We start from the raw sequence: 24,113 nt of genomic DNA on the forward strand, positions 1-24,113 counted from the left end.
CGGGTCAGAACGGGAGCAGCGGGTCGATGCCGACGGCGAGGAACAGGAGGGTCAGGTAGGTGATCGAACCGTGGAAGACGCGCATCGGCGAGACGTGCTCGTGGCGGATCGCGAGGTTGTACAGGCGGTGGGTCTCGTAGACGAACCAGCCGCCGGACAGGAGGGCGACGGCGCTGTACAGCAGCCCCATGTCGGCCACCGGGATGAGCAGGAGCGAGCAGACGACCGTCGCCCACGCGTACAGGATGACCTGGAGGCCGACCTGCGCGCGACCGCGGACGACGGCGAGCATCGGCACGCCGACGGCCTGGTAATCACTGCGGTACTTCATGGACAGCGGCCAGTAGTGGGGCGGCGTCCAGAGGAACACGACCGCGAAGAGGATGATCGGTGCCCACGAGAGCGAACCGGTGACGGCGGCCCAGCCGATGACGACGGGGAAGCAGCCCGCGATGCCACCCCAGATGATGTTCTGCTGGGTGCGTCGCTTCAGCCACAGCGTGTACACGAAGACGTAAAAGAGGATCGCGCCGACGGACAGTGCGGCCGCGAGCCAGTTGGTGGTGGCGAGGAGCCAGACCGTCGAGACGACGCCGAGCGTCCACGCGAACACGAGTGCCTCGCGCGGCGTGAGCTCGCCGGTCACGAGGGGGCGCTTCTTCGTGCGGTCCATGACCGCGTCGATGTCGCGGTCGATGTAGCAGTTGAACGCCGCCGCGGAGCCGGCGCTCAACGACCCGCCGATGACGGTCGCGATGACGAGCCACCAGTCGGGCAGACCGCCCTTCGCGAGGATCATGACGGGGATCGTCGTCACGAGCAGCAGTTCCATGACCCGCGGCTTGGTGAGGGCGATGTACGCCTTCGCCTTGCGTCGGAAACCGAGCTTGGGGCTCGACACACGTTCTGCTACAGCGACGTCCATTGCTCCTCTAACGTTCGGTTCACCACGCACTGCTCGCCCGGTGCGCGGTCCGCAGACGATTCTACGACACGCGCGGGCGGCTCCCTACTCACGGTGCGCAGGCGCGCGGTCCCTCACCGGGTGACGCCTGTCCTGCAAGCTCTGCGACCATCCGTGACGTCGCGTGTTCGCGCTCGTCGAACATCGACCCTCGGCTGCAGGGGTTCGCTATGCTGGGAAGTGCTCGCCAGCCACTGTGCACGCGTGCGCCCCCCTTCACCCAGTTCGAAGAGCGGTGTCGTGTGCTCGGACGCCGAAGACGACGTGGGCCGCGAACGCACAGAAGAAGGCTCGACCGCTCGTCGGCCTCCTGTTCCGATGAGAAGGGTCAGTATTCAGTGGCAGATCTGCAGTGGGAAAGCATTGACAGCAAAGCAGTCGACACGGCGCGCATCCTCGCCGCCGACGCGGTGGAGAAGGTCGGCAACGGCCACCCGGGAACGGCGATGAGTCTCGCCCCCGCCGCCTACCTGCTGTTCCAGAAGGTCATGCGACGCGATCCGAAGGACCAGGACTGGCTCGGACGCGACCGCTTCGTCCTGTCGGTCGGGCACAGCTCGCTGACCCAGTACGTCCAGCTCTACCTGGGCGGCTACGGTCTGGAACTCTCCGACCTCGAGGCGCTCCGCACCTGGGGCTCGCTCACGCCGGGTCACCCGGAGTACGGCCACACCGACGGCGTCGAGATCACCACCGGTCCCCTCGGCCAGGGGCTCGCCTCCGCCGTGGGCTTCGCGTACGCGTCCCGCTTCGAGCGTGGCCTGTTCGACCCCGAGGCCGAGGCGGGCACGAGCCCGTTCGACCACTTCGTCTACGTCATCGCCGGTGACGGCGACCTGCAGGAAGGCGTCACGAGCGAGGCCTCCTCGCTCGCCGGTCACCAGCAGCTCGGCAACCTCATCGCGATCTACGACTCCAACCAGATCTCGATCGAGGACGACACCAACATCGCCTTCACCGAGGACGTCAAGGCCCGCTACGAGGCCTACCACTGGCACGTCCAGGTCGTCGACTGGAAGAAGACGGGCGAGTACGTCGAGGACGTCCACGCGCTCAACGACGCGATCGAGGCCGCGAAGGCCGAGACCGACAAGCCGTCGCTCATCATCCTCAAGACCATCATCGGTTGGCCGGCTCCCAAGAAGCAGAACTCCGGCAAGATCCACGGTTCGGCGCTGGGCGCCGAGGAGCTCGCGGCCGTCAAGGAGGTGCTCGGCTTCGACCCCGAGCAGAACTTCTTCGTCGCCGACGAGGTCATCGAGCACACCCGCAAGGCGATCGACCGCGGTGCCGAGGCACGCGCCGAGTGGCAGCAGACGTTCGACGCCTGGGCCGCGGCCAACCCGGAGCGCGCTGCGCTGCTCGAGCGTCTCGAGGCCGGCGAACTCCCCGAGGGTGTCGAGTCGGCGCTGCCCGTGTTCGAGGCCGGCAAGGACGTCTCGACCCGCGCCGCATCCGGCAAGGTGCTCAACGCCCTCGGCCCGGTCATCCCGGAGCTCTGGGGCGGTTCGGCCGACCTCGCCGAGTCGAACAACACGACGATCGAGGGCGGTGCGTCGTTCATCCCGAGCGAGCACTCCACCCACGAGTGGACCGGGAACCCCTACGGTCGCGTCCTGCACTTCGGCATCCGCGAGCACGCCATGGCCGCGATCCTCAACGGCATCGTCCTGCACGGCCCGACCCGCGCGTTCGGTGGCACCTTCCTCATCTTCAGCGACTACATGCGTCCGGCCGTCCGTCTCGCCGCGCTCATGAACGTGCCGTCCATCTTCGTGTGGACCCACGACTCCGTCGCCCTCGGTGAGGACGGCCCCACGCACCAGCCGATCGAGCAGCTCGCCTCGCTCCGTGCCATCCCGAACCTCGCCGTCGTGCGACCGGGTGACGCGAACGAGGTGGCCTATGCCTGGCTCGAGATCCTCAAGCGTCGCGGCGGCCCGACCGGCATCGCGCTGACCCGTCAGAACATCCCGGTGTTCGAGCGCGGCACGGGCGACGCCACCGGCGAGACCTTCGCTGCAGCGTCGAACGTCGCCAAGGGTGCGTACATCCTCGCCGAGGCGCCCGGCGGCACGCCGGACGTCATCCTCATCGCGACGGGCTCCGAGCTCCAGCTCGCCGTCGAGGCCCGCGAGGTCCTGCGCGGCGAGGGCGTCAACGCCCGCGTCGTCTCGGTGCCCGCACTCGAGTGGTTCGAGGAGCAGTCCGCCGAGTACCGCGAGTCCGTCCTCCCGAAGGCCGTCACCGCACGCGTCTCCGTCGAGGCGGGTCTCGGCCTGACATGGAAGAGCATCGTCGGCGACGCCGGCCGGACCGTGTCGATCGAGCACTTCGGTGCGTCCGCCGACTACAAGACGCTGTTCCGTGAGTTCGGCATCACCACGGAGGCAGTCGTCTCCGCAGCACACGAGACGCTCGGCAAGTAGCCCGGGCGAAGGAGACAGAAGAACATGACTGAAACCCCAACCGCCCAGCTGTCCGCCGCCGGCGTCAGCATCTGGCTCGACGACCTCTCCCGCGGACGCATCCAGTCCGGTGGGCTGGAGCAGCTCATCGCCGACCGCAACGTCGTCGGCGTCACGACGAACCCGACGATCTTCGCGTCCGCGCTCAGCAACGGCGACGTCTACGCCGAGCAGGTCGCCCAGCTCGCCGCCGAAGGCAAGGACGTCACCGAGGCGGTCTTCGAGATCACCACCGACGACGTGGCCGCGGCATCGAAGATCTTCCGTGGGGTCTACGACTCCTCGAACGGGTACGACGGCCGCGTGTCGATCGAGGTCGAGCCGGGCTTCGCGCACGACGCAGCCTCGACGATCGACCAGGCCAAGCAGCTCTGGGCCAAGGTCAACCAGCCCAACGCGATGATCAAGATCCCCGCTACGGTCGAGGGTCTCGAGGCCATCACCGCGGTCATCGGCGCCGGCATCAGCGTCAACGTCACGTTGATCTTCAGCCTCACCCGCTACCGCGAGGTCATCAACGCGTTCCTCACCGGTCTCGAGCAGGCCAAGGCCGCGGGACACGACCTCTCGACGATCCACTCGGTCGCCTCGTTCTTCGTGTCGCGGGTCGACACCGAGATCGACAAGCGTCTCGACGCGATCGGCAGCCCCGAGGCGACCGCGCTGAAGAGCAAGGCCGGCGTCGCCAACGCCCAGCTCGCCTACCAGGTCTTCGAGCAGGAGTTCGCGAGCGAGCGTGCCACCGCGCTCCTCGAGGCCGGCGCCAACAAGCAGCGTCCGCTCTGGGCCTCGACGGGCGTCAAGTCCGCCGACCTCCCCGACACGCTCTACGTGACCGAGCTCGTCGCCGACGGCGTGGTCAACACCATGCCGGAGAAGACCCTCGAGGCGACCTTCGACCACGGCGTCATCACCGGCGACACCGTCACCGGCTCCTACGCGGCTGCGAACGAGGTCCTCGACGCCATCGCCGCACTCGGCGTGTCCTACGACGAGGTGACGGCGCTGCTCGAGCGTGAGGGCGTCGAGAAGTTCATCGTGTCCTGGGACGAGCTGCTCGAGACCGTGAAGACGGCTCTGGAGGCCTCCAAGTGAGCTTCAAGATCCGCGTGAGCGGCGCGGCGGAAGCCGCTGTCGCATCGGTGGTCCCGACGCTCGTCAGCGACCTCGTCGCGTCGCGCATCACGGACCAGGACCCCACGCTGTGGGGTCCCGCGGCCGAGGCAGAGGCGTCCAAGCGCCTCGGCTGGGTCCAGGCGGTCTCCATCTCCCGCCCGCTGGTCGAGCCGATCCTCGCGCTCCGTGAGCAGTTCAACGACGAGGGCATCGACCACATCGTGCTCGCGGGCATGGGCGGTTCCTCGCTCGCACCCGAGGTCATCACGAACACGCTGGGTGGCAACCTCACCGTCCTCGACTCGACCGCTCCCGGTCAGGTCCTCGCGGCCCTGGCGGACCGGCTCGAGACCTCGGTGCTCGTCGTCTCCTCGAAGTCCGGCTCCACGGTCGAGACCGACAGTCAGCGCCGCGCCTACGAGGCCGCGTTCACGGCTGCGGGGATCGACCCCGCCGGTCGCATCGTCATCGTCACCGACCCGGGATCCCCGCTCGAGGCGGCGGCGAACGAGGCCGGCTACCGGGTCTTCAACGCCGACCCCAACGTCGGCGGTCGCTACAGTGCGCTCACCGCCTTCGGTCTCGTGCCGTCCGGTCTCGCCGGTGTCGACATCGGCGCGCTGCTCGACGAGGCCGACGCGGTGCTCGGAGAACTCGCGATCGACGACGCGTCGAACCCGGGACTCATCCTGGGTGCGGCGATCGGCGGCACCGTTCCGCTGCGCGACAAGGTCGGTCTCATCACCGACGGGACGCACATCGTCGGATTCCCGGACTGGGCCGAACAGCTGATCGCCGAATCGACCGGTAAGTCCGGTCGCGGCCTGCTGCCCGTCGTGCTCAACCCGCTCGCTCCCGAGCTCGAGTCGAAGCCGGCCGACCTCCAGATCGTCCGCATCGTCGACGACGCCCACGAGTTCCACCTGCTGCGCCACGACCGCCACGAGGGCGAGATCCTCGTCAGCGGCAGCCTCGGCGCGATGATGCTGGTGTGGGAGTACGCGACCGTCGTCGCCGGGCGCCTCATCGGCATCGACCCGTTCGACCAGCCGGACGTCGAGTCCGCGAAGGTCGCCACCCGTGGTCTGCTCGACATCCGTCCGGAGCCTGAGGCACCCTCCTTCGTCGCCGACGGTGTCGAGGTCCGCGGCTCGGCCGGTCTGCTCGACGGCGTGACCACCCTGTCCGGCGCCGTCGAGGCACTGCTCGCGCAGCTCCCCTCCGACGGCTACGTCGCGATCCAGGGCTACGTCGACCGTCTCGCCTCCCCGCAGCTCGAGAGCATCCGCGACCTCGTCGCGGCGAAGGCGGCACGACCCACGACCTTCGGGTGGGGTCCGCGCTTCCTGCACTCGACGGGTCAGTACCACAAGGGCGGACCCGCGAACGGCGTGTTCCTGCAGATCACCGAGACGGCCCCCGTCGACCTGGAGATCCCCGAGCGCCCGTTCACCTTCGGCCAGCTCATCGAGGCCCAGGCTGGCGGCGACGCCCGCGTCCTCGCCGAGCACGGTCGTCCGGTCCTCACGCTGACCCTCACGGCGCCGGACCAGAACATCGTCACCCTCTTCGACGCCGTCAACGACTAGCGCGTCACTGCACAAGGAGCTTCATGTCCCCGGTGGAAATCACCCCGGAGTCCAACCCGCTGCGGGTGGACACCGACCGACGCCTCAATCGGATCGCCGGTCCGAGCGGCCTCATCATCTTCGGCGTGACAGGCGACCTGTCGCGCAAGAAGCTGATGCCGGCCGTGTACGACCTCGCAAACCGGGGCCTCCTACCCCCTGGCTTCTCACTCGTCGGGTTCGCCCGACGGGACTGGGAGGACCAGGACTTCATGGAGGTCGTCCACGAATCCGTGAAGCAGTACGCCCGGACCGAGTTCCGCGAGGACGTCTGGAACCAGCTCGCACAGGGCATCCGGTTCGTCCCCGGTGAATTCGGTGACGACGCGGCGTTCGAGAAGCTGAAGGAGACCATCGAGGAGCTCGATGCGGATCGCGGGACGATGGGCAACCACGCGTTCTACCTCTCGATCCCCCCGAAGGCGTTCCCGCAGGTTACCGAGCAGCTCCGTCGCTCGGGACTCGCGGAACCCGCCGACGGTCAGTGGCGCCGGGTGGTCATCGAGAAGCCGTTCGGCAGCGACCTCAAGACGGCTCGCGAGCTGAACGACATCGTGCAGTCGGTCTTCCCGTCGGACTCGATCTTCCGGATCGACCACTACCTCGGCAAGGAGACCGTCCAGAACATCCTGGCGCTCCGGTTCGCGAACCAGCTGTACGAGCCCATCTGGAACGCCAACTACGTCGACCACGTGCAGATCACCATGGCCGAGGACATCGGCGTCGGTGGTCGTGCCGGGTACTACGACGGCATCGGAGCGGCGCGCGACGTCATCCAGAACCACCTGCTGCAGCTCCTCGCCCTCACGGCGATGGAGGAGCCGATCTCCTTCAACGCCGCAGACCTGCGCGCGGAGAAGGAGAAGGTCCTCGCGGCCGTCCGCCTCCCCGACGACCTCGGGGCCGCGACGGCCCGTGGGCAGTACGCCGGTGGTTGGCAGGGCGGCGAGCACGTGCTGGGCTTCCTCGACGAGGACGGGATGAACCCGGAGTCGACGACCGAGACCTACGCGGCCATGAGGCTCGACATCAACACGCGTCGGTGGGCCGGTGTGCCGTTCTACCTGCGTGCTGGGAAGCGCCTCGGACGCCGCGTCACCGAGATCGCGGTCGTCTTCAAGCGTGCTCCGCAGTACCTGTTCGCGGAGAGCCAGACCTCGGCGCTCGGCCAGAACGCTTTGGTCATCCGCGTCCAGCCCGACGAGGGTGTCACCATCCGCTTCGGTTCGAAGGTCCCGGGTGCCGGCACCCAGGTCCGCGACGTCACGATGGACTTCGGCTACGGCCACGCCTTCACCGAGGCGAGCCCCGAGGCGTACGAACGTCTCATCCTCGACGTCCTGCTCGGCGACCCGCCCCTCTTCCCCCGTCACGAGGAGGTCGAGCTCTCCTGGAAGATCCTCGACCCGATCGAGGAGTACTGGGCCGCTCAGGACACGCCGCTCGAGCAATACGCTCCCGGCACCTGGGGCCCGTCCTCGGCCGACGACCTCATGAACCGCGACGGACGCACCTGGAGACGACCATGATCGTAGACCTGCCAGACACGACCACGAGCAAGCTCTCGAAGGCGCTCGTGACCATCCGCGAGGACGGCGGCGCCGTCGCCCTGGGACGCGTGCTCACCCTGGTGATCTCGACGCGGCTCGGAGCCGAGGAGGAGGCCATCGAGGCCGCCAACGAGGCTTCCCGCGAGCACCCCATGCGGGTCATCGTCCTCTCCACCGAGCACGACGACCAGCACTCCTCCATCGGAGACCGGCTCGATGCCCAGATCCGCGTCGGCGGCGACGCCGGAGCGAGCGAGGTGGTCATCCTCCGCGCCTACGGTGCGGTCGCCGAGAACGAGGAGAGCCTCGTGACCGGGCTGCTCCTGCCCGACGCACCCGTGGTCGCCTGGTGGCCCGGTGAGGCACCCGAACGCGTCTCGACGTCTCCGATCGGCCGCATCGCCCAGCGTCGCATCACCGACGCGTCCGCGGCGGCGGACACCCACGCCGCCCTCCGCGGTCGCGCGGCGAACTACGCCCCCGGAGACACGGACTTCGCGTGGACCAGGCTCACGCTCTGGCGTGCACAGCTCGCGGCGGTGCTCGACCAGCCGCCGTACGAGCCCGTCACGGCGATCGAGGTCTCCGGAGCATCGGACTCCCCGTCGACCGAGCTGCTCGCCGCCTGGCTCCAGCTGCAGTTGCAGGTCGACGTGACCCACGAGCTCAGCATGGCGCACGGGTCGAGCGGCATCCACGGTGTCCGCCTCACGCGGGCGTCCGGCAACGTCGTCCTCGAACGTCCCGTTCCCGACATCGCGACGCTGATCCAGCCCGGACAGCCGACGCACGACCTCTCGCTCCCCCGTCGCAGTCTGCGCGACTGCCTCGCCGAGGAGCTGCGCACGCTCGACCCGGACGTCCTGTACGGACAGGTCATCACCGTGGGCCTCCCCGGCCTCGGCGAGCCGGTCACGCTCCGCGCTCGGACCAGCTGATGCCGACCGAGCGACGCGTCCTCGTCTACCAGGACCGCGACCAACTGACGACCTCGGTCGCCAAGCGGTTCCTCTCCCGAACCCGCGAACTGCTCGAGTCGCAGGAGACGGTCCACGTCGTCCTGACCGGCGGTACCGTCGGCACGGGGACGCTCGCCGCCGTGGCCGCGTCCAAGGACCGCGACCGGGTGGACTGGTCCCGGGTGCACCTCTGGTGGGGAGACGAGCGCTGGGTCGCTCGGGACGACGCCGATCGGAACGAGTTGCAGGCACGCGAGGCCTTGCTGGAGACCCTGCTGGCGCTTCCGGAGCGTGGCCTCGTCGCCGAACACGTGCACGGATACCCGGCGCCGGAGGACGGCATCGACCTCGACGCCGCCGCGGTGCGGTACGCGGACGAGCTCCGACGGTTCGCGCGGCCCGGCGAGGACCACCCGCGGTTCGACATCACGTTCCTGGGTGTCGGTCCCGACGGTCACGTGGCGTCGCTCTTCCCGGAGCGGGCCGAGGTCTCGATCACCGACACCTCGGTCGTGCCGGTGCGGAACTCCCCCAAGCCGCCGTCGGAACGACTCAGCCTGACGCGGCCGGCCATCAACTCCTCCGTGCGGGTCTGGCTCGTCCTCGCCGGCACCGACAAGGCGTCGGCACTCGGCCTCGCCCTCGCGGGTGCCAGCTACAACGAGGTCCCCGCCGCCGGGGCCAAGGGACGTAAACGGACGGTGTTCTTCGTCGACCAGGATGCCGCCGCCGAGGTCCCGGATTCATTGATCCTCCCGGAGTACTAGCGGAGGCCGGCCGCCGAGCCGGTGCCAGCATGCAGAAAGGCCGTTCCCCGAGGGGAACGGCCTTTCTGCATGTGGTGCTGTCCGGCTACTTCGCTGCCGTACCGCGTCGTGCGCGGAGCTGCTGGAGTGCTTCTTCGAGCAGCTGCTCGGCCTCTTCCTCCGTGCGTCGTTCCTTCACGTAGGCGAGGTGGGTCTTGTACGGCTCGAGCTTCGCGACCTCCGGCGGGTTCGCCTTGTCGCGACCGGCCGGCAGACCGGACGTCGGGCAGTCGATCGTCTCCGGGATCTCCTCGTCGGGGACGTTCGCCGCGAAGTGGCGGACGGTCTCGTTGCCGAGGGCGTCCCAGTAGGAGATGGCGATGCGGTCCGCGTGGTAGCCGTGGTCCTGCTCGCCCATGGGACCGGCGCCGACGCGTGATCCCCTGATAGCGCTTCCGCCTGATGCCATGGTGTTTCCTCTTTCTCGTACTGTCGAGAGTGGTTCGGGTGTGGTGCGTCGAGTTGCGTCCCCGGGAACGGGGCTTCGCGGCCGGTCTAGGCGGCGGCGAACTTCGTCAGGAGCCCGATCACGACGATGCAGGCACCCCAGGTCAGGCCGAGGATGACGGTGAAGCGGTTGAGGTTGCGCTCGGCGACCCCTGACGAACCGAGGTTGCTGGAGGAGCCGCCGCCGAACATGTCGGAGAGACCGCCGCCGCGGCCCTTGTGCAGCAGGATCAGGAAGGTGAGCAGGAGGCTGGTGATGCCGAGCAGCACCTGCAGGATGACCTGGAGAATCTCCACGTGAGACCTTTCGCATTCGCGTTCAGAGGGGCTGAACCGCCGTCCAGTATACCTCGACGGTTCAGCGGACACGGCTCGGCCCGCGGCTGGTGCCGCGGGCCGAGCCGTGTCGGTGCTGCTGGTGCAGCAGGTCGGTCAGAGCCCGACGTGCTGCGAGAAGCGGGCGATCCCGGCGAACTCCTCGGCGAGCAGGCTCGCGCCGCCGACGAGGGCGCCGTCGACGTCGGGTTCGCGCATGAAGCCGGCGATGTTCGAGGCCTTCACCGAACCGCCGTAGAGGATCCGCGTGCGCTGCGCCGCCTCGTCGCCGAGGACCTCGGCGAGCGTGCTGCGGAGAGCGGCTGCGACCTGCTGCGCCTGGTCGGGCGTCGCCGCCTGACCGGAACCGATGGCCCACACCGGCTCGTAGGCCACGACGATGTCCGCGTCCGGCGCGAGCCCGTCGATGGCCGCCTTGAGCTGCGCCACGGGGACGGCCGACGGGCCGTGTTCCTCGAGGTCTTCGGCGGTCTCGCCGATGCAGATGACGGGGACGAGGCCGTGTCGCACGGCTGCGGCCGTCTTCGCCTGGACGACCTCGTCGGTCTCGTTGTGGAGGGTGCGGCGCTCGGAGTGTCCGACGAGCACGTAGCGGCAGTCGAGCTTCGCGAGGAACGCTCCGGAGATCTCACCGGTGTAGGCGCCCGAGTCGTGCTGCGACAGGTCCTGCGCGCCGTAGGCCAGCTTGAGCTTGTCTGCGGCGACGATCGTCTGGACCGAGCGGAGGTCGGTGAACGGCGGGAAGATGGCCACCTCGGCGTCGGCGTAGTCGTGCTTGCCGTCCTTGAGCGTCCAATCGAGCTTCTGGACGAGGGCGATCGCCTGGAGGTGGTCCAGGTTGAGCTTCCAGTTGCCGGCGATCAGGGGCACACGCGTGCGCCCGGGGGTTACTGCTGCCATCCGAGGACCTCCAGTCCAGGCAGACGCTTGCCCTCGAGGAACTCGAGGCTGGCGCCGCCACCAGTTGAGATGTGACCGAACTGGTCATCATCGAAGCCGAGCGCACGAACCGCTGCGGCCGAGTCACCGCCACCGACGACGCTCAGGCCGTCCGTGCGAGTGAGTGCTTCAGCGACCGCGCGCGTACCGGCGGCGAAGGGCGCGAGTTCGAACACGCCCATCGGGCCGTTCCAGAACACCGTCTTGGACGCGGCGACGATCTCGGCGAACGCTGCAGCCGTGTCCGGTCCGATGTCGAGTCCGAGTCCGGAGGCACCGAACGGGGTGTCCTCGATGGCGTCGGCCGGGCGCACGACGTGCTCGGCGTCGGCACCGAACGCCGAGGCGACGACGACGTCGGTCGGCAGGACGATCGTCACGCCGAGCTCGTCGGCCTTCGTGAGGTACCCGCGGACGGTCTCGATCTGGTCCGCTTCGAGCAGGCTCGAACCGACGGCGTGCCCCTGGGCGGCGAGGAAGGTGAACAGCATGCCACCGCCGATGAGCAGCGAGTCGACGCGCGGCAGCAGGTGGCCGATGACGCCCAGCTTGTCGGAGACCTTCGAGCCGCCGAGGACGACCGTGTAGGGGCGCTCCGGGGTCTCGGTGAGACGGTCGAGGACCTCGAGCTCGGCGGCGATGAGCAGCCCGGCAGCGCTCGGGAGCAGCTTGGCGAGCTCGTACACGCTCGCCTGCTTCCGGTGGACGACACCGAAGCCGTCCGAGACGACGACGTCGCCGAAGACTGCGAGCTTGGCGGCGAACGCCTCGCGTTCGTCGGCGTCCTTGCTGGTCTCGGCCGAGTTGAAGCGCAGGTTCTCGAGCAGCACGACGTCGCCGTCGGTCTGCGCGGCGACGGCGTCGGTCGCGGCACTGCCGACGGTGTCGGCGGCGAAGGTCACGGGCTTGCCGAGGAGTTCGGACAACCGCTGCGCAACGGGCGCAAGGCTGTACTTCGCGTCGGGTGTGCCGTCGGGGCGGCCGAGGTGCGAGACGATGACGACACGCGCACCCTGGTTGATGAGCGCGTTGAGGGTGGGGAGTGCCGCGCGGATGCGGCCGTCGTCGGTGATGACGCCGTCCTTGAGCGGAACGTTGAGGTCGAGGCGGACGACGGCTCTGCGACCGCTGAGGTCGCCCAGCGAGTCGAGGGTGCGGAGGGTCATGAGGAGGGTCTTTCTCTGCGCTGAGCCACGACCACCGACGAAGCCGAACGGGCGCCCTGAAGATGATTCAGGACGCCCGTTCGGACCATGCGGTGTCTGGCTGCTCGGGTGAGGAGTGCGGCAGACAGCCGGTTGGTTAGAGGCGGTCCGCGACGTACTCGGTGAGGTCGACGAGGCGGTTCGAGTAGCCCCACTCGTTGTCGTACCACGAGGCGACCTTGACCTGCGAGCCGATGACCTTGGTGAGGCCGGCGTCGAAGATCGAGGAGTGCGGGTCGGTCACGATGTCGCTCGAGACGATCGGGTCCTCGGTGTACTTCAGGATGCCCTTGAGGGGGCCCTCTGCGGCAGCCTTGTACGCGGCGTTGATCTCCTCGACCGTGGCCGGGTTGGTCAGCTCGACCGTGAGGTCGGTGATCGAACCGGTCGGGACCGGGACGCGCAGGGCGTAGCCGTCGAGCTTGCCGACGAGCTCCGGGATGACCAGGCCGAGTGCCTTGGCTGCACCGGTGGAGGTCGGGATGATGTTGACGGCGGCGGCGCGTGCACGACGGAGGTCGCTGTGCGGGCCGTCCTGCAGGTTCTGGTCGGCGGTGTAGGCGTGGACCGTGGTCATGAGGCCACGCTCGATGCCGAAGTTGTCGAGCAGGACCTTGGCGAGCGGCGCGAGGCAGTTCGTCGTGCAGGACGCGTTCGAGATGATGTCGTGCGTCGCGGCGTCGTAGGTGCCCTCGTTGACGCCGAGGACGATCGTGGCGACGTCGCTGCCGGTGGCGGGAGCCGAGACGAGGACCTTCTTGGCGCCGGCGGTGATGTGCTTGCGGGCGTCGTCGGACTTCGTGAAGCGACCGGTCGACTCGATGACGATGTCGACGCCGAGCTCGCCCCAGGGGAGGTCGGCGGGGTCGCGCTCCGCGAGCACGATGATGGGCTTGCCGTTGACGATGATCTTGTCGCCGTCGAGCTCGACCGTCGCGTCCAGACGACCCGTGATGGAGTCGTACTTCAGGAGGTGGGCGAGCGCCTTGTTGTCGGTGAGGTCGTTGACAGCGACGATCTCGAGGTCGCTGCCCTTGGCGAGGGCGGCGCGGAAGAAGTTGCGGCCGATGCGGCCGAAGCCGTTGATGCCGATCTTGACGGACACAGATGACTCCTGATACTGAGGCGCCAGACGGCGCGATTGTACGGTCTGCTCGGAGTGAGCGCCCTCCCCGAGTGAGGAGGAAGGTGGTCCGTCCCGGCCCGTGGGACCGGGACGGACCGGTCAACTACGACAGTACCAGCAGGCCGTTGGTCTGCTTGCGCGCGACCTCGAAGCGTGCCTGGACGTCGGCCCAGTTGACGATGTTCCAGAACGCCTTGACGTAGTCGGCACGGACGTTCTTGTAGTCGAGGTAGTAGGCGTGCTCCCAGACGTCGAGCAGCAGCAGCGGGACGGTGCCGGCCGGGAAGTTGCCCTGCTGGTCGAAGAACTGCTGGATGTTGATGCGCTGACCGAGGGTGTCCCAGGTGAGCGCGGCCCAACCGGATCCCTGGACGCCGAGCGCCGCGGCGGTGAAGTGCGCCTGGAACTTGTCGAAGCTGCCGAAGTACTCGTCGACGGCCGACTCGAGCTCGCCGGTCGGCTTGTCGCCGCCGTCCGGGGAGAGGTTGTTCCACCAGATGGTGTGGTTGACGTGACCGCCGAGGTTGAACGCGAGGTCCTTCTCGAGCTTGTTGACGTTCGTGAAGTCGTTGGCGTCGCGGGCCTCAGCGAGCTTCTCGAGGGCCGTGTTCGCGCCGGCCACGTAGGTGGCGTGGTGCTTGTCGTGGTGGAGCTCGGTGATGGTCGCACTGATGTGCGGTTCGAGCGCACTGTAGTCGTACGGCAATTCGGGCAGTGAGTAAACAGCCATTCTTCGTGATCTCCTCGTGTTGTCCCGTGCGCTGTCTGCACACGGCTCTGAGCGTCATCACCCAGTCTAGTGAGCGGCAACCGTCGGGAGTCGGGGCTTGTTCCCAGCATGACGAACCGCGACGATGGCGGGTCGGCGAGGATTCACGAGCTGTTTCAGTCCTCGTAATCCGCCGGGAGGTTGGCGTCGGTGCCCGGGATGCCGAGATCGCTCGCGTGCTTGTCCGCCATGGCGAGCAGGCGCCGGATGCGGCCGGCGATGGCGTCCTTCGTCATCGGAGGGTCGGCGAAGTGGCCCAGTTCGTCGAGGCTGGCCTCACGGTGGTCGAGGCGCAGGGCACCGGCGTACTGCAGGTGGTCGGGCACCTCGTCGCCCAGGATCTCGAGGGCGCGCTCGACGCGCGCGCAGGCCGCCACGGCCGCCTGGGCGGAGCGGCGCAGGTTGGCGTCGTCGAAGTTGACGAGGCGGTTCGCGGTCGCCCGGACCTCCTTGCGCTGCCGCATCTCCTCCCAGGAGGTGACGGTGCCGGTGGCACCCATGAGCGACAGCATGCCGCTGATTGCGTCGCCCTCGCGGATGACGACACGATGGATGCCGCGGACCTCCCGCGCCTTCGCGGAGACACCGATGCGGCCGGCGGCACCGACGAGCGCCATCGCGGACTCGTTACCGGGGCACACGACGTCCAGTGACGCGGATCGGCCGGGGTCGGTGAGGGACCCGGTGGCGAGGAACGCGCCCCGCCAGACGGCGGCGAGTTCGTCGCGCGACCCGGTGGTCAGCCGGTTCGGCAGCCCGCGGACCGCACGCCGCCGGGCGTCGAGGAGTCCGGTCTGCCGGGCGAGGGTCTCGCCACCCTCGATGACGCGCACCACGAACAGGCTCGGCTTGCCCGAGCTGCCGGGGTTCTGCACGAGGATCTCGCTGCGGATCCCGTAGAGCTCGCCGATGTCGCGCCGCACCCGCTGCGCGAGGGTCGGACTGTCGAGTTCGGCTTCGATCGCCACGCGTCCGGAGATCGTGTGGAGTCCGCCGGAGAAGCGGAGCAGGGACGCGAGTTCGGCCGCTCGGACCGAGTTGCGGGTCTCGCGGACGAGCGCCAGTTCGTTCTTGACGTCGGCGGTGAGGGCCACGGTGGTTCCTATCTGTCGTGATCGCGCCGTCGGAGTGCGGCGTCGATCCTGCATGTTCGCGATCCGGAGGCGTGGTGCCTCGGACCGTTCGGGCTCCGCCGCGGCTGCGTCGGGCCCGTGGGCGTCATTCGCGCCCGAGGTCTCGGTGCCGGACGTGTACGGCGACGCCGGACTGGTTCCGCAGCCGGTCGGCGAGTTCGAGGGCGACCGCGACCGAGCGGTGCTTGCCCCCCGTGCAGCCGACGGCGATGGTGACGTGACGCTTGTTCTCACGCTGGTACCCGGCGAGGACGGGTTCGAGGGCGTGGGCGTAGCTCTCGAGGAACTCGGCGGCTCCGGTCTGCGAGAGCACGTACTCACTGACCTCGGGGTCCTGACCGCTCAACGCACGCAGCTCCGGAACCCAGAACGGGTTCGGGAGGAACCGCATGTCGGCGACGAGGTCCGCATCAGGGGGCAGGCCGTATTTGAACCCGAAGCTCAGCACGGTGACCTGGACACCCGGTGTCTCCGCGCCGGCGAAGAGCTCACGCGTGGTCGTGGCGAGCTGGTGGATGTTGAGGTCGCTCGTGTCGATGATGACGTCGCTCGACTCACGGATCTCGCTCAGTCGGTGACGCTCCGCCACGATGCCGTCGAGGATCGTTCCCTCGCCCTGCAGCGGGTGCGGCCTGCGGACGGCTTCGAACCGGCGGACGAGCGCCGCGTCGGTCGCCTCCAGGAAGATCATGCGGAGGTGCGTCCCGCCCCGGAGCGCCGGCACGATCTCCTGCAGCTCGCTGAAGAAGTCGCGGCCGCGGACGTCGACCACCGCGGCGATCCGCGGCAGACGTGATCCGGCGCGCTCGGCGAGGTCGACGAGGGGGCGGAGCATCTGCGGGGGCAGGTTGTCGACGACGTACCAGCCGAGATCCTCGAGCGCGTTCGCGACGGTGGAGCGTCCGGCGCCGGACATCCCCGTGACGATGAGGACTTCCTGCTGGTGCTGCGGCTGGCCCGGGGTCATCGACACGCTTTCCTCGAAGGTCTGAAGTCCCAGCCTACCCATTCCGCGAGGCCTGCGAGGGCTGTGCGGAGCCGGAGGTCAACGCCTCGTGCACCGTGGCCGCCAGTTTGTCGCCGATGCCCTTGACCTCGGTGATCTCGGCCGGCGTCGCGGTCTTCAAGCGGGCGACGGATCCGAAGTGCTTGAGCAGCTCGCGGACCTTCGCCGGACCGAGCCCGGGGATCTCACCGAGGACGGTCGAGATGTCGCGCTTCCGCTTCTGTCGCTGGAAACTGATGGCGAACCGGTGCGCCTCGTCGCGGACCCGCTGGAGGAGGAACAGCGCTTCGCTCCCCCGCGGCAGGATCACCGGATACGGGTCCTCAGGCAACCAGATCTCCTCCAGTCGCTTCGCCAGTCCGCACAGGGTGATCCCGGTCAGGCCGGACTCCTCCAGCGCACGCGCGGCAGCGGCGACCTGCGGTTGCCCGCCGTCGACGATGAGGAGCTGCGGCGGATAGGTGAACTTCCGGCGCTTGCGCTCCCCCGTGGTCTCGTCGACCGTCTCGACGGGCTCGGACGACGTGAGGTGTGCGAGTCGCCGGGAGACGACCTGGTAGATCGAGTCGGTGTCGTCGGTGGACTCGGCGACGCCGAAGCGACGGTACTCGTCCTTGCGGGACAGCCCGTCCTCGAAGACCACCATCGACGCCACGATGTTGGTACCGCTCAGGTGTGACACGTCGAAGCACTCGATCCGCAGCGGCGCCTCGGGCATCCCGAGCGCATCGCGGATGTCCTCGAGTGCCTGTGTCCGGGCGACGAAGTCGGAGCTGCGCCGGGTCTTGTAGAGCATGAGGGCCTGCTTGGCGTTGACGACCGCGGTCTCCATGAGCGTCGCCTTCTCGCCGCGCTGGGCGACGCGGAGGGCGACCTTCGAGCCGCGGCGTTCGGCCAGCCAGTCCTCGAGGCTCTCGGCGTCGTCCGGCAGTTCCGGGACGAGCACCTCTCGCGGGACCTCGGTCCCGCTCGCGGCGGCGTACACCCGTTGGACGACGCTGTCGACGAGCTCGGCGGTCGACATGTCGAGCTCCTTGTCGACGGTCCACGACCGTACACCGCGGATGCGGCCGCCACGGACGATGAACTGCTGCACCGACGCGGCGAGCTCGTCGTGGTCGATGCCGAACAGGTCGGCGTCCACGGCGTCGCGCAGGACGACCGCGCTCTTCGCGAGCACCTGGTCGAGCGCCTGGAGCTGATCCCGGTAGACGGCCGCGGACTCGTAGTCCTGGCGGGCCGCGGCGGCCTTCATGTCGGCGGTGATGCGCGTCGTGAACCGGCGGTCGTTGCCGACCATGAACGAGACGAAGTCGTCGACGATCGCGCGGTGTTCCTCGATGGTGACCTTGCCGGAGCACGGGCCGCCGCACCGCCCGATCTGTCCGGGGAAACAGGGCTTCCCCGAGGCCATGGCCCGCTTGTACGCCGAGTCGGAGCAGGTGCGGATCGGGAAGACCTTGATCATGAGGTCGACCGTGTCGTGGACGGCCCAGATCTTCGGGTACGGGCCGAAGTACTTGGCCCCCGGGATCCGGGTGTTCCGGGTGACCATGACGCGCGGCGCCTCGTCACCGAGGGTGACCGCGAGGTACGGGTACGACTTGTCGTCGCGGAACTTGACGTTGAACGGCGGGTCGTACTCCTTGATCCACGTGTACTCGAGCTGCAGCGCCTCGACGTCGCTGCCGACCGTCGTCCAGGTGACCCCGGTCGCGGTCGTCACCATGCGGCGCGTTCGCTCGTGCAGCGTGTGCAGGGGCGCGAAGTAGTTGCTGAGCCTCGCCCGGAGGTTCATCGCCTTGCCGACGTAGAGCACCCGGCCCGAGTCGTCGCTGAAGCGGTACACGCCGGGCATGGTGGGGATCTCCCCCGCCTTCGGCCGGTACGCCAGACCACTTCCGCCGCGGACGGCCACCACGTCAGCCCGCCTTGCGGCTGCCGCCGGCCTCTGCCTCGAACAGTTCGTTCAGGAAGAAGCCCGTGTGGCTGCCGGGGACCGTCGCGAGGTGCTCGGGTGTTCCCGTGGCGAGGACCGTCCCGCCACCGGCTCCACCCTCGGGGCCCATGTCGATGAGCCAGTCGGCGGACTTGATGACGTCGAGGTTGTGCTCGATCACGATGACCGTGTTGCCCTTGTCGACGAGCCCGCCGAGAACGAGCAGCAGCTTCCGGACGTCTTCGAAGTGCAGACCCGTGGTCGGCTCGTCGAGGACGTAGACACTGCGCCCGTTGCTCCGCCGCTGCAGCTCCGTCGCGAGCTTGACGCGCTGAGCCTCGCCGCCGGACAGCGTCGTGGCGCTCTGGCCGAGACGGACGTAGCCCAGGCCGACCTCGACGAGCGTCTTCAGGAACCGGTGGATCGAGGAGATCGGCTCGAAGAAGTCGGCAGCCTCGGCGATCGGCATGTCGAGGACCTCGGCGATGTTCTTGCCCTTGTAGTGGATGGTCAGGGTGTCGCGGTTGTATCGCGCTCCCCCGCACACCTCGCAGGCGACGTAGACGTCGGGCAGGAAGTTCATCTCGATCTTGATCGTGCCGTCACCCGAGCAGGCCTCACAGCGGCCGCCCTTGACGTTGAAGCTGAACCGTCCGGCGAGGTAGCCGCGGACCTTGGCCTCCTGCGTCTCCGCGAAGAGGTTGCGGATCTTGTCGAAGACGCCGGTGTACGTGGCGGGGTTCGAGCGAGGGGTGCGGCCGATGGGCGCCTGGTCGACGTGGACCACCTTGTCGAGGTGCTCCAGACCCGTGACCCTGGTGTGCTTGCCGGGCAGCTTGCGCGCGCCGTTCAGCTTGTTCGCCAGGACCCGGTACAGGACGTCGTTGACGAGCGAGGACTTCCCGGAACCGCTCACGCCGGTGACGGCGGTGAGGACTCCGAGCGGGAAGTCCGCGCTGACCTTCTTCAGGTTGTTGGCCTGCGCTCCGATCACCTGGATCTGACGCTTCGTGTCGATCGGACGACGCTTCGCCGGGATCTCGATGGCCTTGCGGCCGGAGAGGTAGTCGCCGGTGAGGGACTCGGTGTTGGCCTCGAGCGCCTCGTACGACCCGGAGTGCACGACGCGGCCGCCGTTGACGCCCGCGCCGGGACCGATGTCGACGATCCAGTCGGCGGTGCGGATGGTGTCCTCGTCGTGTTCAACGACGATCAGCGTGTTGCCGAGGTCGCGCAGGGCCACGAGGGTCTCGATGAGGCGGCGGTTGTCGCGCTGGTGCAGGCCGATGCTCGGTTCGTCGAGGACGTAGAGCACGCCGGTGAGTCCCGAGCCGATCTGCGTCGCGAGGCGGATGCGCTGCGCCTCGCCGCCCGAGAGGGAGCCGGCGGTCCGGGCCAGATCGAGGTAGTTGAGTCCGACCTGGATGAGGAAGTCGAGTCGGACCTTGATCTCGCGCAGCACCTGCGCGGCGATGTGGGCCTCGCGGTCGCTCAGCTCGAGGCGGTCCATGAACGCGCGGGCGTCGGAGAGGCTCAGCTCGGCGACCTCGGCGATGTTGTGGTCGTGGATCAGGACGGAGAGGACCTCCGGCTTCAGGCGACGACCGCCGCAGACCTGGCACGGGACTTCGCGCAGGTACTCGGACCAGCGCACGCGCTGGCTGTCGGTGTCGGCCTGGAGGTACTGACGCTCGATGTACGGGATGACGCCCTCGAAGCCCGAGGAGTAGCTCATCTCGCGGCCGAAGCGGTTCTTCCACTTGACCTTGACCTTGAAGTTGTCGCCGCGGAGCACCGCCTCCTGGACCTTGGAAGGCAGGTCTCGCCAGGGGGTGTCGAGCGAGAAGTCGAGGTCGCGGGCCAGCCCGTCGAGCAGCTTCTCGTAGTACTGGTAGAGCCCCTTGCCCTGGGTGGTCCACGGGACGATGACGCCCTCGTTGATGCTGAGTTCCTCGTCGCCGAGGAGCAGCTCCGCGTCGACCGACATGCGCGTGCCGAGGCCCGAGCACTCCGGGCAGGCACCGAACGGTGCGTTGAACGAGAACGTCCGCGGCTCGATCTCGGTCAGCTGCAACGGGTGGTTGTTCGGGCAGGAGAGCTTCTCGGAGAAGGTGCGCCAGGCGTCGTCGCCCTCTTCGTCGACGAAGTTGATCGTCACGAGGCCGTCGGTGAGCTGCAGTGCCGTCTCGAGGGAGTCGGTCAGGCGACCGAGGATCTCGGGCCCGGCGATGAGGCGGTCGACGACGACCGCGATGTCGTGCTTGACCTGCTTCTTGAGGGTCGGCGGTTCCGCGAGCTGGATCGCCTCGCCGTCGACGATGGCGCGCGCGAAGCCCTTGGCCGAGAGCTCCTTGAAGAGGTCGACGAACTCGCCCTTCTTCTGGCTCACGACGGGGGCGACGATCTGGTAGCGGCGTCGCTCCTCGAGCTCCATCAGCTGGTCGGCGATCTGCTGCACCGTCTGGCGCTGGATGACCTCGCCGCAGACCGGGCAGTGCGGGACGCCGATGCGCGCCCAGAGCAGCCGCATGTAGTCGTAGACCTCGGTGATCGTCCCGACGGTCGACCGGGGGTTGCGGTTCGTGGACTTCTGGTCGATCGAGACCGCGGGGCTCAGGCCCTCGATGAAGTCGACGTCCGGGCGGTCGACCTGACCGAGGAACTGGCGGGCGTACGCCGAGAGCGACTCGACGTAGCGTCGCTGGCCCTCGGCGAAGATCGTGTCGAAGGCGAGTGAGGACTTCCCCGAGCCCGAGAGACCCGTGAAGACGACGAGCGAGTCGCGCGGGATCTCGAGGTCGACGTTCTGAAGATTGTGGACGCGGGCACCGCGGACGCTGAGCGTGGAGTGGTGATCTACCTTGGCAATTGACACCCTTCGAGTCTACGCAGCACCACCGACACCGGACTCCCGAGCGGTGTCTGTGGTACTGCGCTCTCAGCGAAGCGCCGGACTAGATGTGCCCGGCCTTGGCCATCTGTCGAAGTTCCTGCTTGAGTTCGGAGACCTCGTCGCGGAGACGGCCGGCGAGTTCGAACTTGAGCTCCGCCGCGGCGGCCAGCATCTGGGCGTTGAGGTCCGCGATGATCGACTCGAGGTCGTTCGCGCCCTCGGCGGCGATGCCCTCCCGACGCAGGTTCGGCGTCGGGCTCTTCTTCTTGCCGTTGTCGCGTCCGGCGAGCAGCGCCGCGGTGTCTGCGCCCTCACGGGCGAGCGCCTCGGTGATGTCGGCGATCCGCTTGCGCAGCGGCTGCGGATCGATCCCGCGCTCCTCGTTGTAGGCGACCTGCTTCTCGCGGCGACGGTCCGTCTCCTCGATCGCGCGCTTCATCGAGTCGGTCAGGACGTCGGCGTACATGTGGACCTCGCCGGACACGTTGCGGGCGGCACGACCGATGGTCTGGATGAGCGAGGTCGACGAGCGGAGGAAGCCCTCCTTGTCGGCGTCGAGGATCGCCACGAGCGAGACCTCCGGGAGGTCGAGCCCCTCGCGCAGCAGGTTGATGCCGATGAGGACGTCGTAGACGCCCTGCCGGAGTTCGCTCAACAGCTCGACCCGCCGGAGGGTGTCGACGTCGGAGTGCAGGTAGCGGACGCGCACGCCGGCCTCGGTCAGGAAGTCGGTGAGCTCCTCCGCCATCTTCTTGGTGAGGGTGGTGACGAGGACGCGTTCGTCGCGCTCGGCGCGGACCCGGATCTCCTCGAGGAGGTCGTCGATCTGGCCGTTGGAGGGCTTGACGATGATCGCCGGGTCGACGAGGCCGGTCGGGCGGATGATCTGCTCGACGATGCCGTCCGCGATGCCCATCTCGTACTTGCCCGGCGTCGCCGAGAGGTACACCGTCTGGCCGACGCGGTTCTTGAACTCGTCCCACCGGAGCGGGCGGTTGTCCATCGCGCTCGGGAGTCGGAACCCGTGCTCGACGAGGGTGCGCTTGCGGGAGGCGTCGCCCTCGAACATCGCGCCGATCTGCGGGACGGTGACATGCGACTCGTCGATGACGGTGAGGAAGTCGTCGGGGAAGTAGTCGAGGAGGCAGTTCGGTGCCTCACCGGCCGAGCGACCGTCGATGTGGCGCGAGTAGTTCTCGATGCCGGAGCAGAAGCCGATCTGCTGCATCATCTCGAGGTCGAAAGTGGTCCGCATGCGGAGCCGCTGCGCCTCGAGGAGCTTGCCCTCGCGTTCGAGCGACTGGAGCCGCTCCGCCAGCTCCTCCTGGATGGTGCCGATGGCGCGCTGGATCGTCTGCGGGCTGGCGGCGTAGTGGGAGGCCGGGAACACCGACACCGCGTCGAGCTTCTTCACGACGTCGCCGGTGAGCGGGTGCAGGGCGTAGAGGGCCTCGATCTCGTCGCCGAAGAATTCGATGCGGATCGCGAGCTCCTCGTAGACCGGGATGATCTCGATGGTGTCGCCGCGCACACGGAAGTTGCCGCGCGAGAAGTCGACGTCGTTGCGGTTGTACTGCATGCCGACGAACTTGCGGATGAGGCGGTCGCGCCCGATGTTCTGACCGATCTGCAGCGCGGCCATCGCCTCCAGGTACTCCTCCGCCGCACCGAGACCGTAGATGCACGACACGGTCGACACGACGATGACGTCGCGACGGCTCAGCAGCGAGTTGGTGGTCGAGTGCCGCAGTCGCTCGACCTCGGCGTTGATCGACGAGTCCTTCTCGATGAAGGTGTCGGTCTGTGGGACGTACGCCTCGGGCTGGTAGTAGTCGTAGTAGGAGACGAAGTACTCGACCGCGTTGTTCGGCATGAGCTCGCGGAACTCGTTCGCCAGCTGGGCCGCGAGCGTCTTGTTGTGCGCCAGGACGAGCGTCGGGCGCTGGACGGCTTCGATGAGCCAGGCGGTCGTCGCGGACTTACCGGTACCCGTGGCGCCCAACAGGACGACGTCGGTCTCGCCGGCGTTGATGCGCCCGGACAGCTGCTCGATGGCGGCGGGCTGATCGCCGCTCGGCTCGTACTCGCTGATCACCTCGAAGGGGCGGACGGCGCGTGTTGGTTCCATGCTCCGAGTCTACGGAGGACCACCGACACCACTGCCCCGCTTCGCCCACAGCGGAGCGGGCGAAGCGCTCAGACGCCGTCCTGACGGTCGGGCGCCGGTACAGCGGCCGCGGCGGCGCGGTGCCAGACCGCGTCGACCTGGCTGAGGGTGTACTCGAGCGAGCCGGCGGTGTCGATCACCACGTCGGCGACGGCGGCGCGCTGCTCCTCGGTCGCCTGGGCCGCGATCCGTCGTTCCGCCTCGCCCCGGTCGAGCCCGCGGATGTCGACGAGCCGACGGGCGCGCTCCCCCTCCGGAGCTGCGGCGACGACCACGAGGTCGAACTCGTCTGCGCGGCCGGTCTCGACGAGCAGCGGGACGTCGTAGACGACGACGGCACCGGGGTCGCTCGAGGCTTCGGCGATCCGGGCCTGTGAACGCCGCTTGACCTCCGGGTGCACGATGGCGTTGAGGTCGGCCCGCGCCTGGTCGTCGGCGAAGACGATGGAGCCGAGCGCAGCGCGGTCGAGTGCTCCGTCGGGCCCGATCACGTCGGCACCGAAGCGCTTCGCGATGGCGGCCAGTCCCGGGGTCCCCGGCTCGACGGCCTCTCGTGAGAGGACGTCCGCGTCGATGACGACGGCGCCGTGTTCAGCGAGCCGGGCCGCGATGGTCGATTTGCCGGAGGCGATCCCGCCGGTGAGGCCGATGAGGTACATGTC

At 68.5% G+C, this 24,113-nt stretch carries 19 protein-coding genes; 6 read left to right on the forward strand and 13 right to left on the reverse strand.

The genetic code is table 11. The features are described from left to right. Positions 1 to 4 precede the first annotated feature (4 nt). Complete coding sequence (locus ACZZZB_RS19530) at positions 5 to 925, reverse strand: heme o synthase (RefSeq protein WP_064296933.1); 921 nt, start codon at positions 923 to 925, stop codon at positions 5 to 7. A 377-nt stretch (positions 926 to 1,302) separates the two neighbouring features. On the opposite strand from ACZZZB_RS19530, the gene tkt reads away from it, so the two are divergent. Genes tkt through pgl form a run of 6 tightly spaced genes read left to right on the forward strand, consistent with a single transcriptional unit; the run spans position 1,303 to position 9,452 of the window. Beyond that, on the forward strand, positions 1,303 to 3,393 hold the full coding sequence (gene tkt / locus ACZZZB_RS19535) for a transketolase (RefSeq protein ID WP_064296932.1): 2,091 nt from the start codon (positions 1,303 to 1,305) through the stop codon (positions 3,391 to 3,393). A 24-nt stretch (positions 3,394 to 3,417) separates the two neighbouring features. Continuing rightward, on the forward strand, positions 3,418 to 4,527 hold the full coding sequence (gene tal / locus ACZZZB_RS19540) for a transaldolase (RefSeq protein WP_159878827.1): 1,110 nt from the start codon (positions 3,418 to 3,420) through the stop codon (positions 4,525 to 4,527). Next, the gene (locus tag ACZZZB_RS19545) at positions 4,524 to 6,137 is read left to right on the forward strand and encodes a glucose-6-phosphate isomerase (protein ID WP_463530506.1); all 1,614 of its coding nucleotides are present in this window, start codon (positions 4,524 to 4,526) and stop codon (positions 6,135 to 6,137) included. The genes tal and ACZZZB_RS19545 overlap by 4 nt, the downstream gene beginning before the upstream one ends. A 23-nt stretch (positions 6,138 to 6,160) precedes the next feature. Then, a complete protein-coding gene (gene zwf, locus ACZZZB_RS19550; RefSeq protein ID WP_064296929.1) occupies positions 6,161 to 7,705 on the forward strand; it encodes a glucose-6-phosphate dehydrogenase in 1,545 nt (514 codons plus the stop codon). Further along, entirely contained in the window at positions 7,702 to 8,664 is a 963-nt protein-coding gene (locus tag ACZZZB_RS19555) for a glucose-6-phosphate dehydrogenase assembly protein OpcA (RefSeq protein ID WP_079705959.1), read from the forward strand. The genes zwf and ACZZZB_RS19555 overlap by 4 nt, the downstream gene beginning before the upstream one ends. Continuing rightward, complete coding sequence (pgl, locus tag ACZZZB_RS19560) at positions 8,664 to 9,452, forward strand: 6-phosphogluconolactonase (protein WP_194644628.1); 789 nt, start codon at positions 8,664 to 8,666, stop codon at positions 9,450 to 9,452. The genes ACZZZB_RS19555 and pgl overlap by 1 nt, the downstream gene beginning before the upstream one ends. 85 nt (positions 9,453 to 9,537) lie before the next feature. Here the strand turns inward: pgl and ACZZZB_RS19565 are convergent, their stop codons facing one another. The 12 genes from ACZZZB_RS19565 to coaE form a co-directional block, all read right to left on the reverse strand. Beyond that, positions 9,538 to 9,900: an RNA polymerase-binding protein RbpA gene (locus ACZZZB_RS19565; protein WP_064296926.1), complete on the reverse strand. Its 363-nt coding sequence runs from the start codon at positions 9,898 to 9,900 to the stop codon at positions 9,538 to 9,540. Between the two features lie 86 nt (positions 9,901 to 9,986). After that, positions 9,987 to 10,235 carry a preprotein translocase subunit SecG gene (gene secG / locus ACZZZB_RS19570; protein ID WP_056005661.1) on the reverse strand — a complete coding sequence of 83 codons (249 nt, stop codon included), beginning with the start codon at positions 10,233 to 10,235 and terminating at the stop codon, positions 9,987 to 9,989. A gap of 135 nt (positions 10,236 to 10,370) precedes the next feature. Then, positions 10,371 to 11,174, reverse strand: a complete 804-nt coding sequence (gene tpiA / locus ACZZZB_RS19575; protein WP_194600604.1) for a triose-phosphate isomerase — start codon at positions 11,172 to 11,174, stop codon at positions 10,371 to 10,373. Beyond that, complete coding sequence (locus tag ACZZZB_RS19580; protein ID WP_463530507.1) at positions 11,162 to 12,379, reverse strand: phosphoglycerate kinase; 1,218 nt, start codon at positions 12,377 to 12,379, stop codon at positions 11,162 to 11,164. The genes tpiA and ACZZZB_RS19580 overlap by 13 nt, the downstream gene beginning before the upstream one ends. Before the next feature lie 136 nt (positions 12,380 to 12,515). Next, a complete protein-coding gene (gap, locus tag ACZZZB_RS19585) occupies positions 12,516 to 13,523 on the reverse strand; it encodes a type I glyceraldehyde-3-phosphate dehydrogenase (protein WP_064296923.1) in 1,008 nt (335 codons plus the stop codon). Positions 13,524 to 13,647: 124 nt separating this feature from the next. Continuing rightward, positions 13,648 to 14,274, reverse strand: coding sequence for a superoxide dismutase (locus ACZZZB_RS19590; protein ID WP_064296922.1), 627 nt, complete (start codon positions 14,272 to 14,274; stop codon positions 13,648 to 13,650). Between the two features lie 155 nt (positions 14,275 to 14,429). Next, positions 14,430 to 15,407: a DNA-binding protein WhiA gene (gene whiA, locus ACZZZB_RS19595; protein ID WP_064296921.1), complete on the reverse strand. Its 978-nt coding sequence runs from the start codon at positions 15,405 to 15,407 to the stop codon at positions 14,430 to 14,432. Positions 15,408 to 15,531: 124 nt separating this feature from the next. After that, entirely contained in the window at positions 15,532 to 16,413 is an 882-nt protein-coding gene (gene rapZ, locus ACZZZB_RS19600; RefSeq protein WP_064296920.1) for an RNase adapter RapZ, read from the reverse strand. 34 nt (positions 16,414 to 16,447) lie between these two features. After that, entirely contained in the window at positions 16,448 to 18,373 is a 1,926-nt protein-coding gene (gene uvrC, locus ACZZZB_RS19605) for an excinuclease ABC subunit UvrC (protein ID WP_290368182.1), read from the reverse strand. Position 18,374: 1 nt separating this feature from the next. Then, positions 18,375 to 21,266 carry an excinuclease ABC subunit UvrA gene (gene uvrA / locus ACZZZB_RS19610; RefSeq protein ID WP_463530508.1) on the reverse strand — a complete coding sequence of 964 codons (2,892 nt, stop codon included), beginning with the start codon at positions 21,264 to 21,266 and terminating at the stop codon, positions 18,375 to 18,377. 79 nt (positions 21,267 to 21,345) lie between these two features. Continuing rightward, positions 21,346 to 23,412: an excinuclease ABC subunit UvrB gene (gene uvrB / locus ACZZZB_RS19615; RefSeq protein ID WP_463530509.1), complete on the reverse strand. Its 2,067-nt coding sequence runs from the start codon at positions 23,410 to 23,412 to the stop codon at positions 21,346 to 21,348. 68 nt (positions 23,413 to 23,480) lie between these two features. Continuing rightward, positions 23,481 to 24,110 (reverse strand): dephospho-CoA kinase, encoded by a 630-nt coding sequence (gene coaE, locus ACZZZB_RS19620; RefSeq protein WP_463530510.1) that lies wholly within the window; start codon positions 24,108 to 24,110, stop codon positions 23,481 to 23,483. Between the last annotated feature and the right edge of the window lie 3 nt (positions 24,111 to 24,113).

Source organism: Plantibacter sp. AC185 (assembly GCF_979258065.1).

Excerpts from the sequence above, each read along its gene's own strand:
- ACZZZB_RS19530 (WP_064296933.1), bottom strand. The coding sequence starts at position 925 with ATGGACGTCGCTGTAGCAGAACGTGTGTCGAGCCCCAAGCTCGGTTTC.
- tal (WP_159878827.1), top strand. The coding sequence starts at position 3,418 with ATGACTGAAACCCCAACCGCCCAGCTGTCCGCCGCCGGCGTCAGCATC.
- zwf (WP_064296929.1), top strand. The coding sequence starts at position 6,161 with ATGTCCCCGGTGGAAATCACCCCGGAGTCCAACCCGCTGCGGGTGGAC.
- ACZZZB_RS19555 (WP_079705959.1), top strand. The coding sequence starts at position 7,702 with ATGATCGTAGACCTGCCAGACACGACCACGAGCAAGCTCTCGAAGGCG.
- pgl (WP_194644628.1), top strand. The coding sequence starts at position 8,664 with ATGCCGACCGAGCGACGCGTCCTCGTCTACCAGGACCGCGACCAACTG.
- ACZZZB_RS19565 (WP_064296926.1), bottom strand. The coding sequence starts at position 9,900 with ATGGCATCAGGCGGAAGCGCTATCAGGGGATCACGCGTCGGCGCCGGT.
- tpiA (WP_194600604.1), bottom strand. The coding sequence starts at position 11,174 with ATGGCAGCAGTAACCCCCGGGCGCACGCGTGTGCCCCTGATCGCCGGC.
- ACZZZB_RS19580 (WP_463530507.1), bottom strand. The coding sequence starts at position 12,379 with ATGACCCTCCGCACCCTCGACTCGCTGGGCGACCTCAGCGGTCGCAGA.
- ACZZZB_RS19590 (WP_064296922.1), bottom strand. The coding sequence starts at position 14,274 with ATGGCTGTTTACTCACTGCCCGAATTGCCGTACGACTACAGTGCGCTC.
- rapZ (WP_064296920.1), bottom strand. The coding sequence starts at position 16,413 with ATGACCCCGGGCCAGCCGCAGCACCAGCAGGAAGTCCTCATCGTCACG.
- uvrB (WP_463530509.1), bottom strand. The coding sequence starts at position 23,412 with ATGGAACCAACACGCGCCGTCCGCCCCTTCGAGGTGATCAGCGAGTAC.
- coaE (WP_463530510.1), bottom strand. The coding sequence starts at position 24,110 with ATGTACCTCATCGGCCTCACCGGCGGGATCGCCTCCGGCAAATCGACC.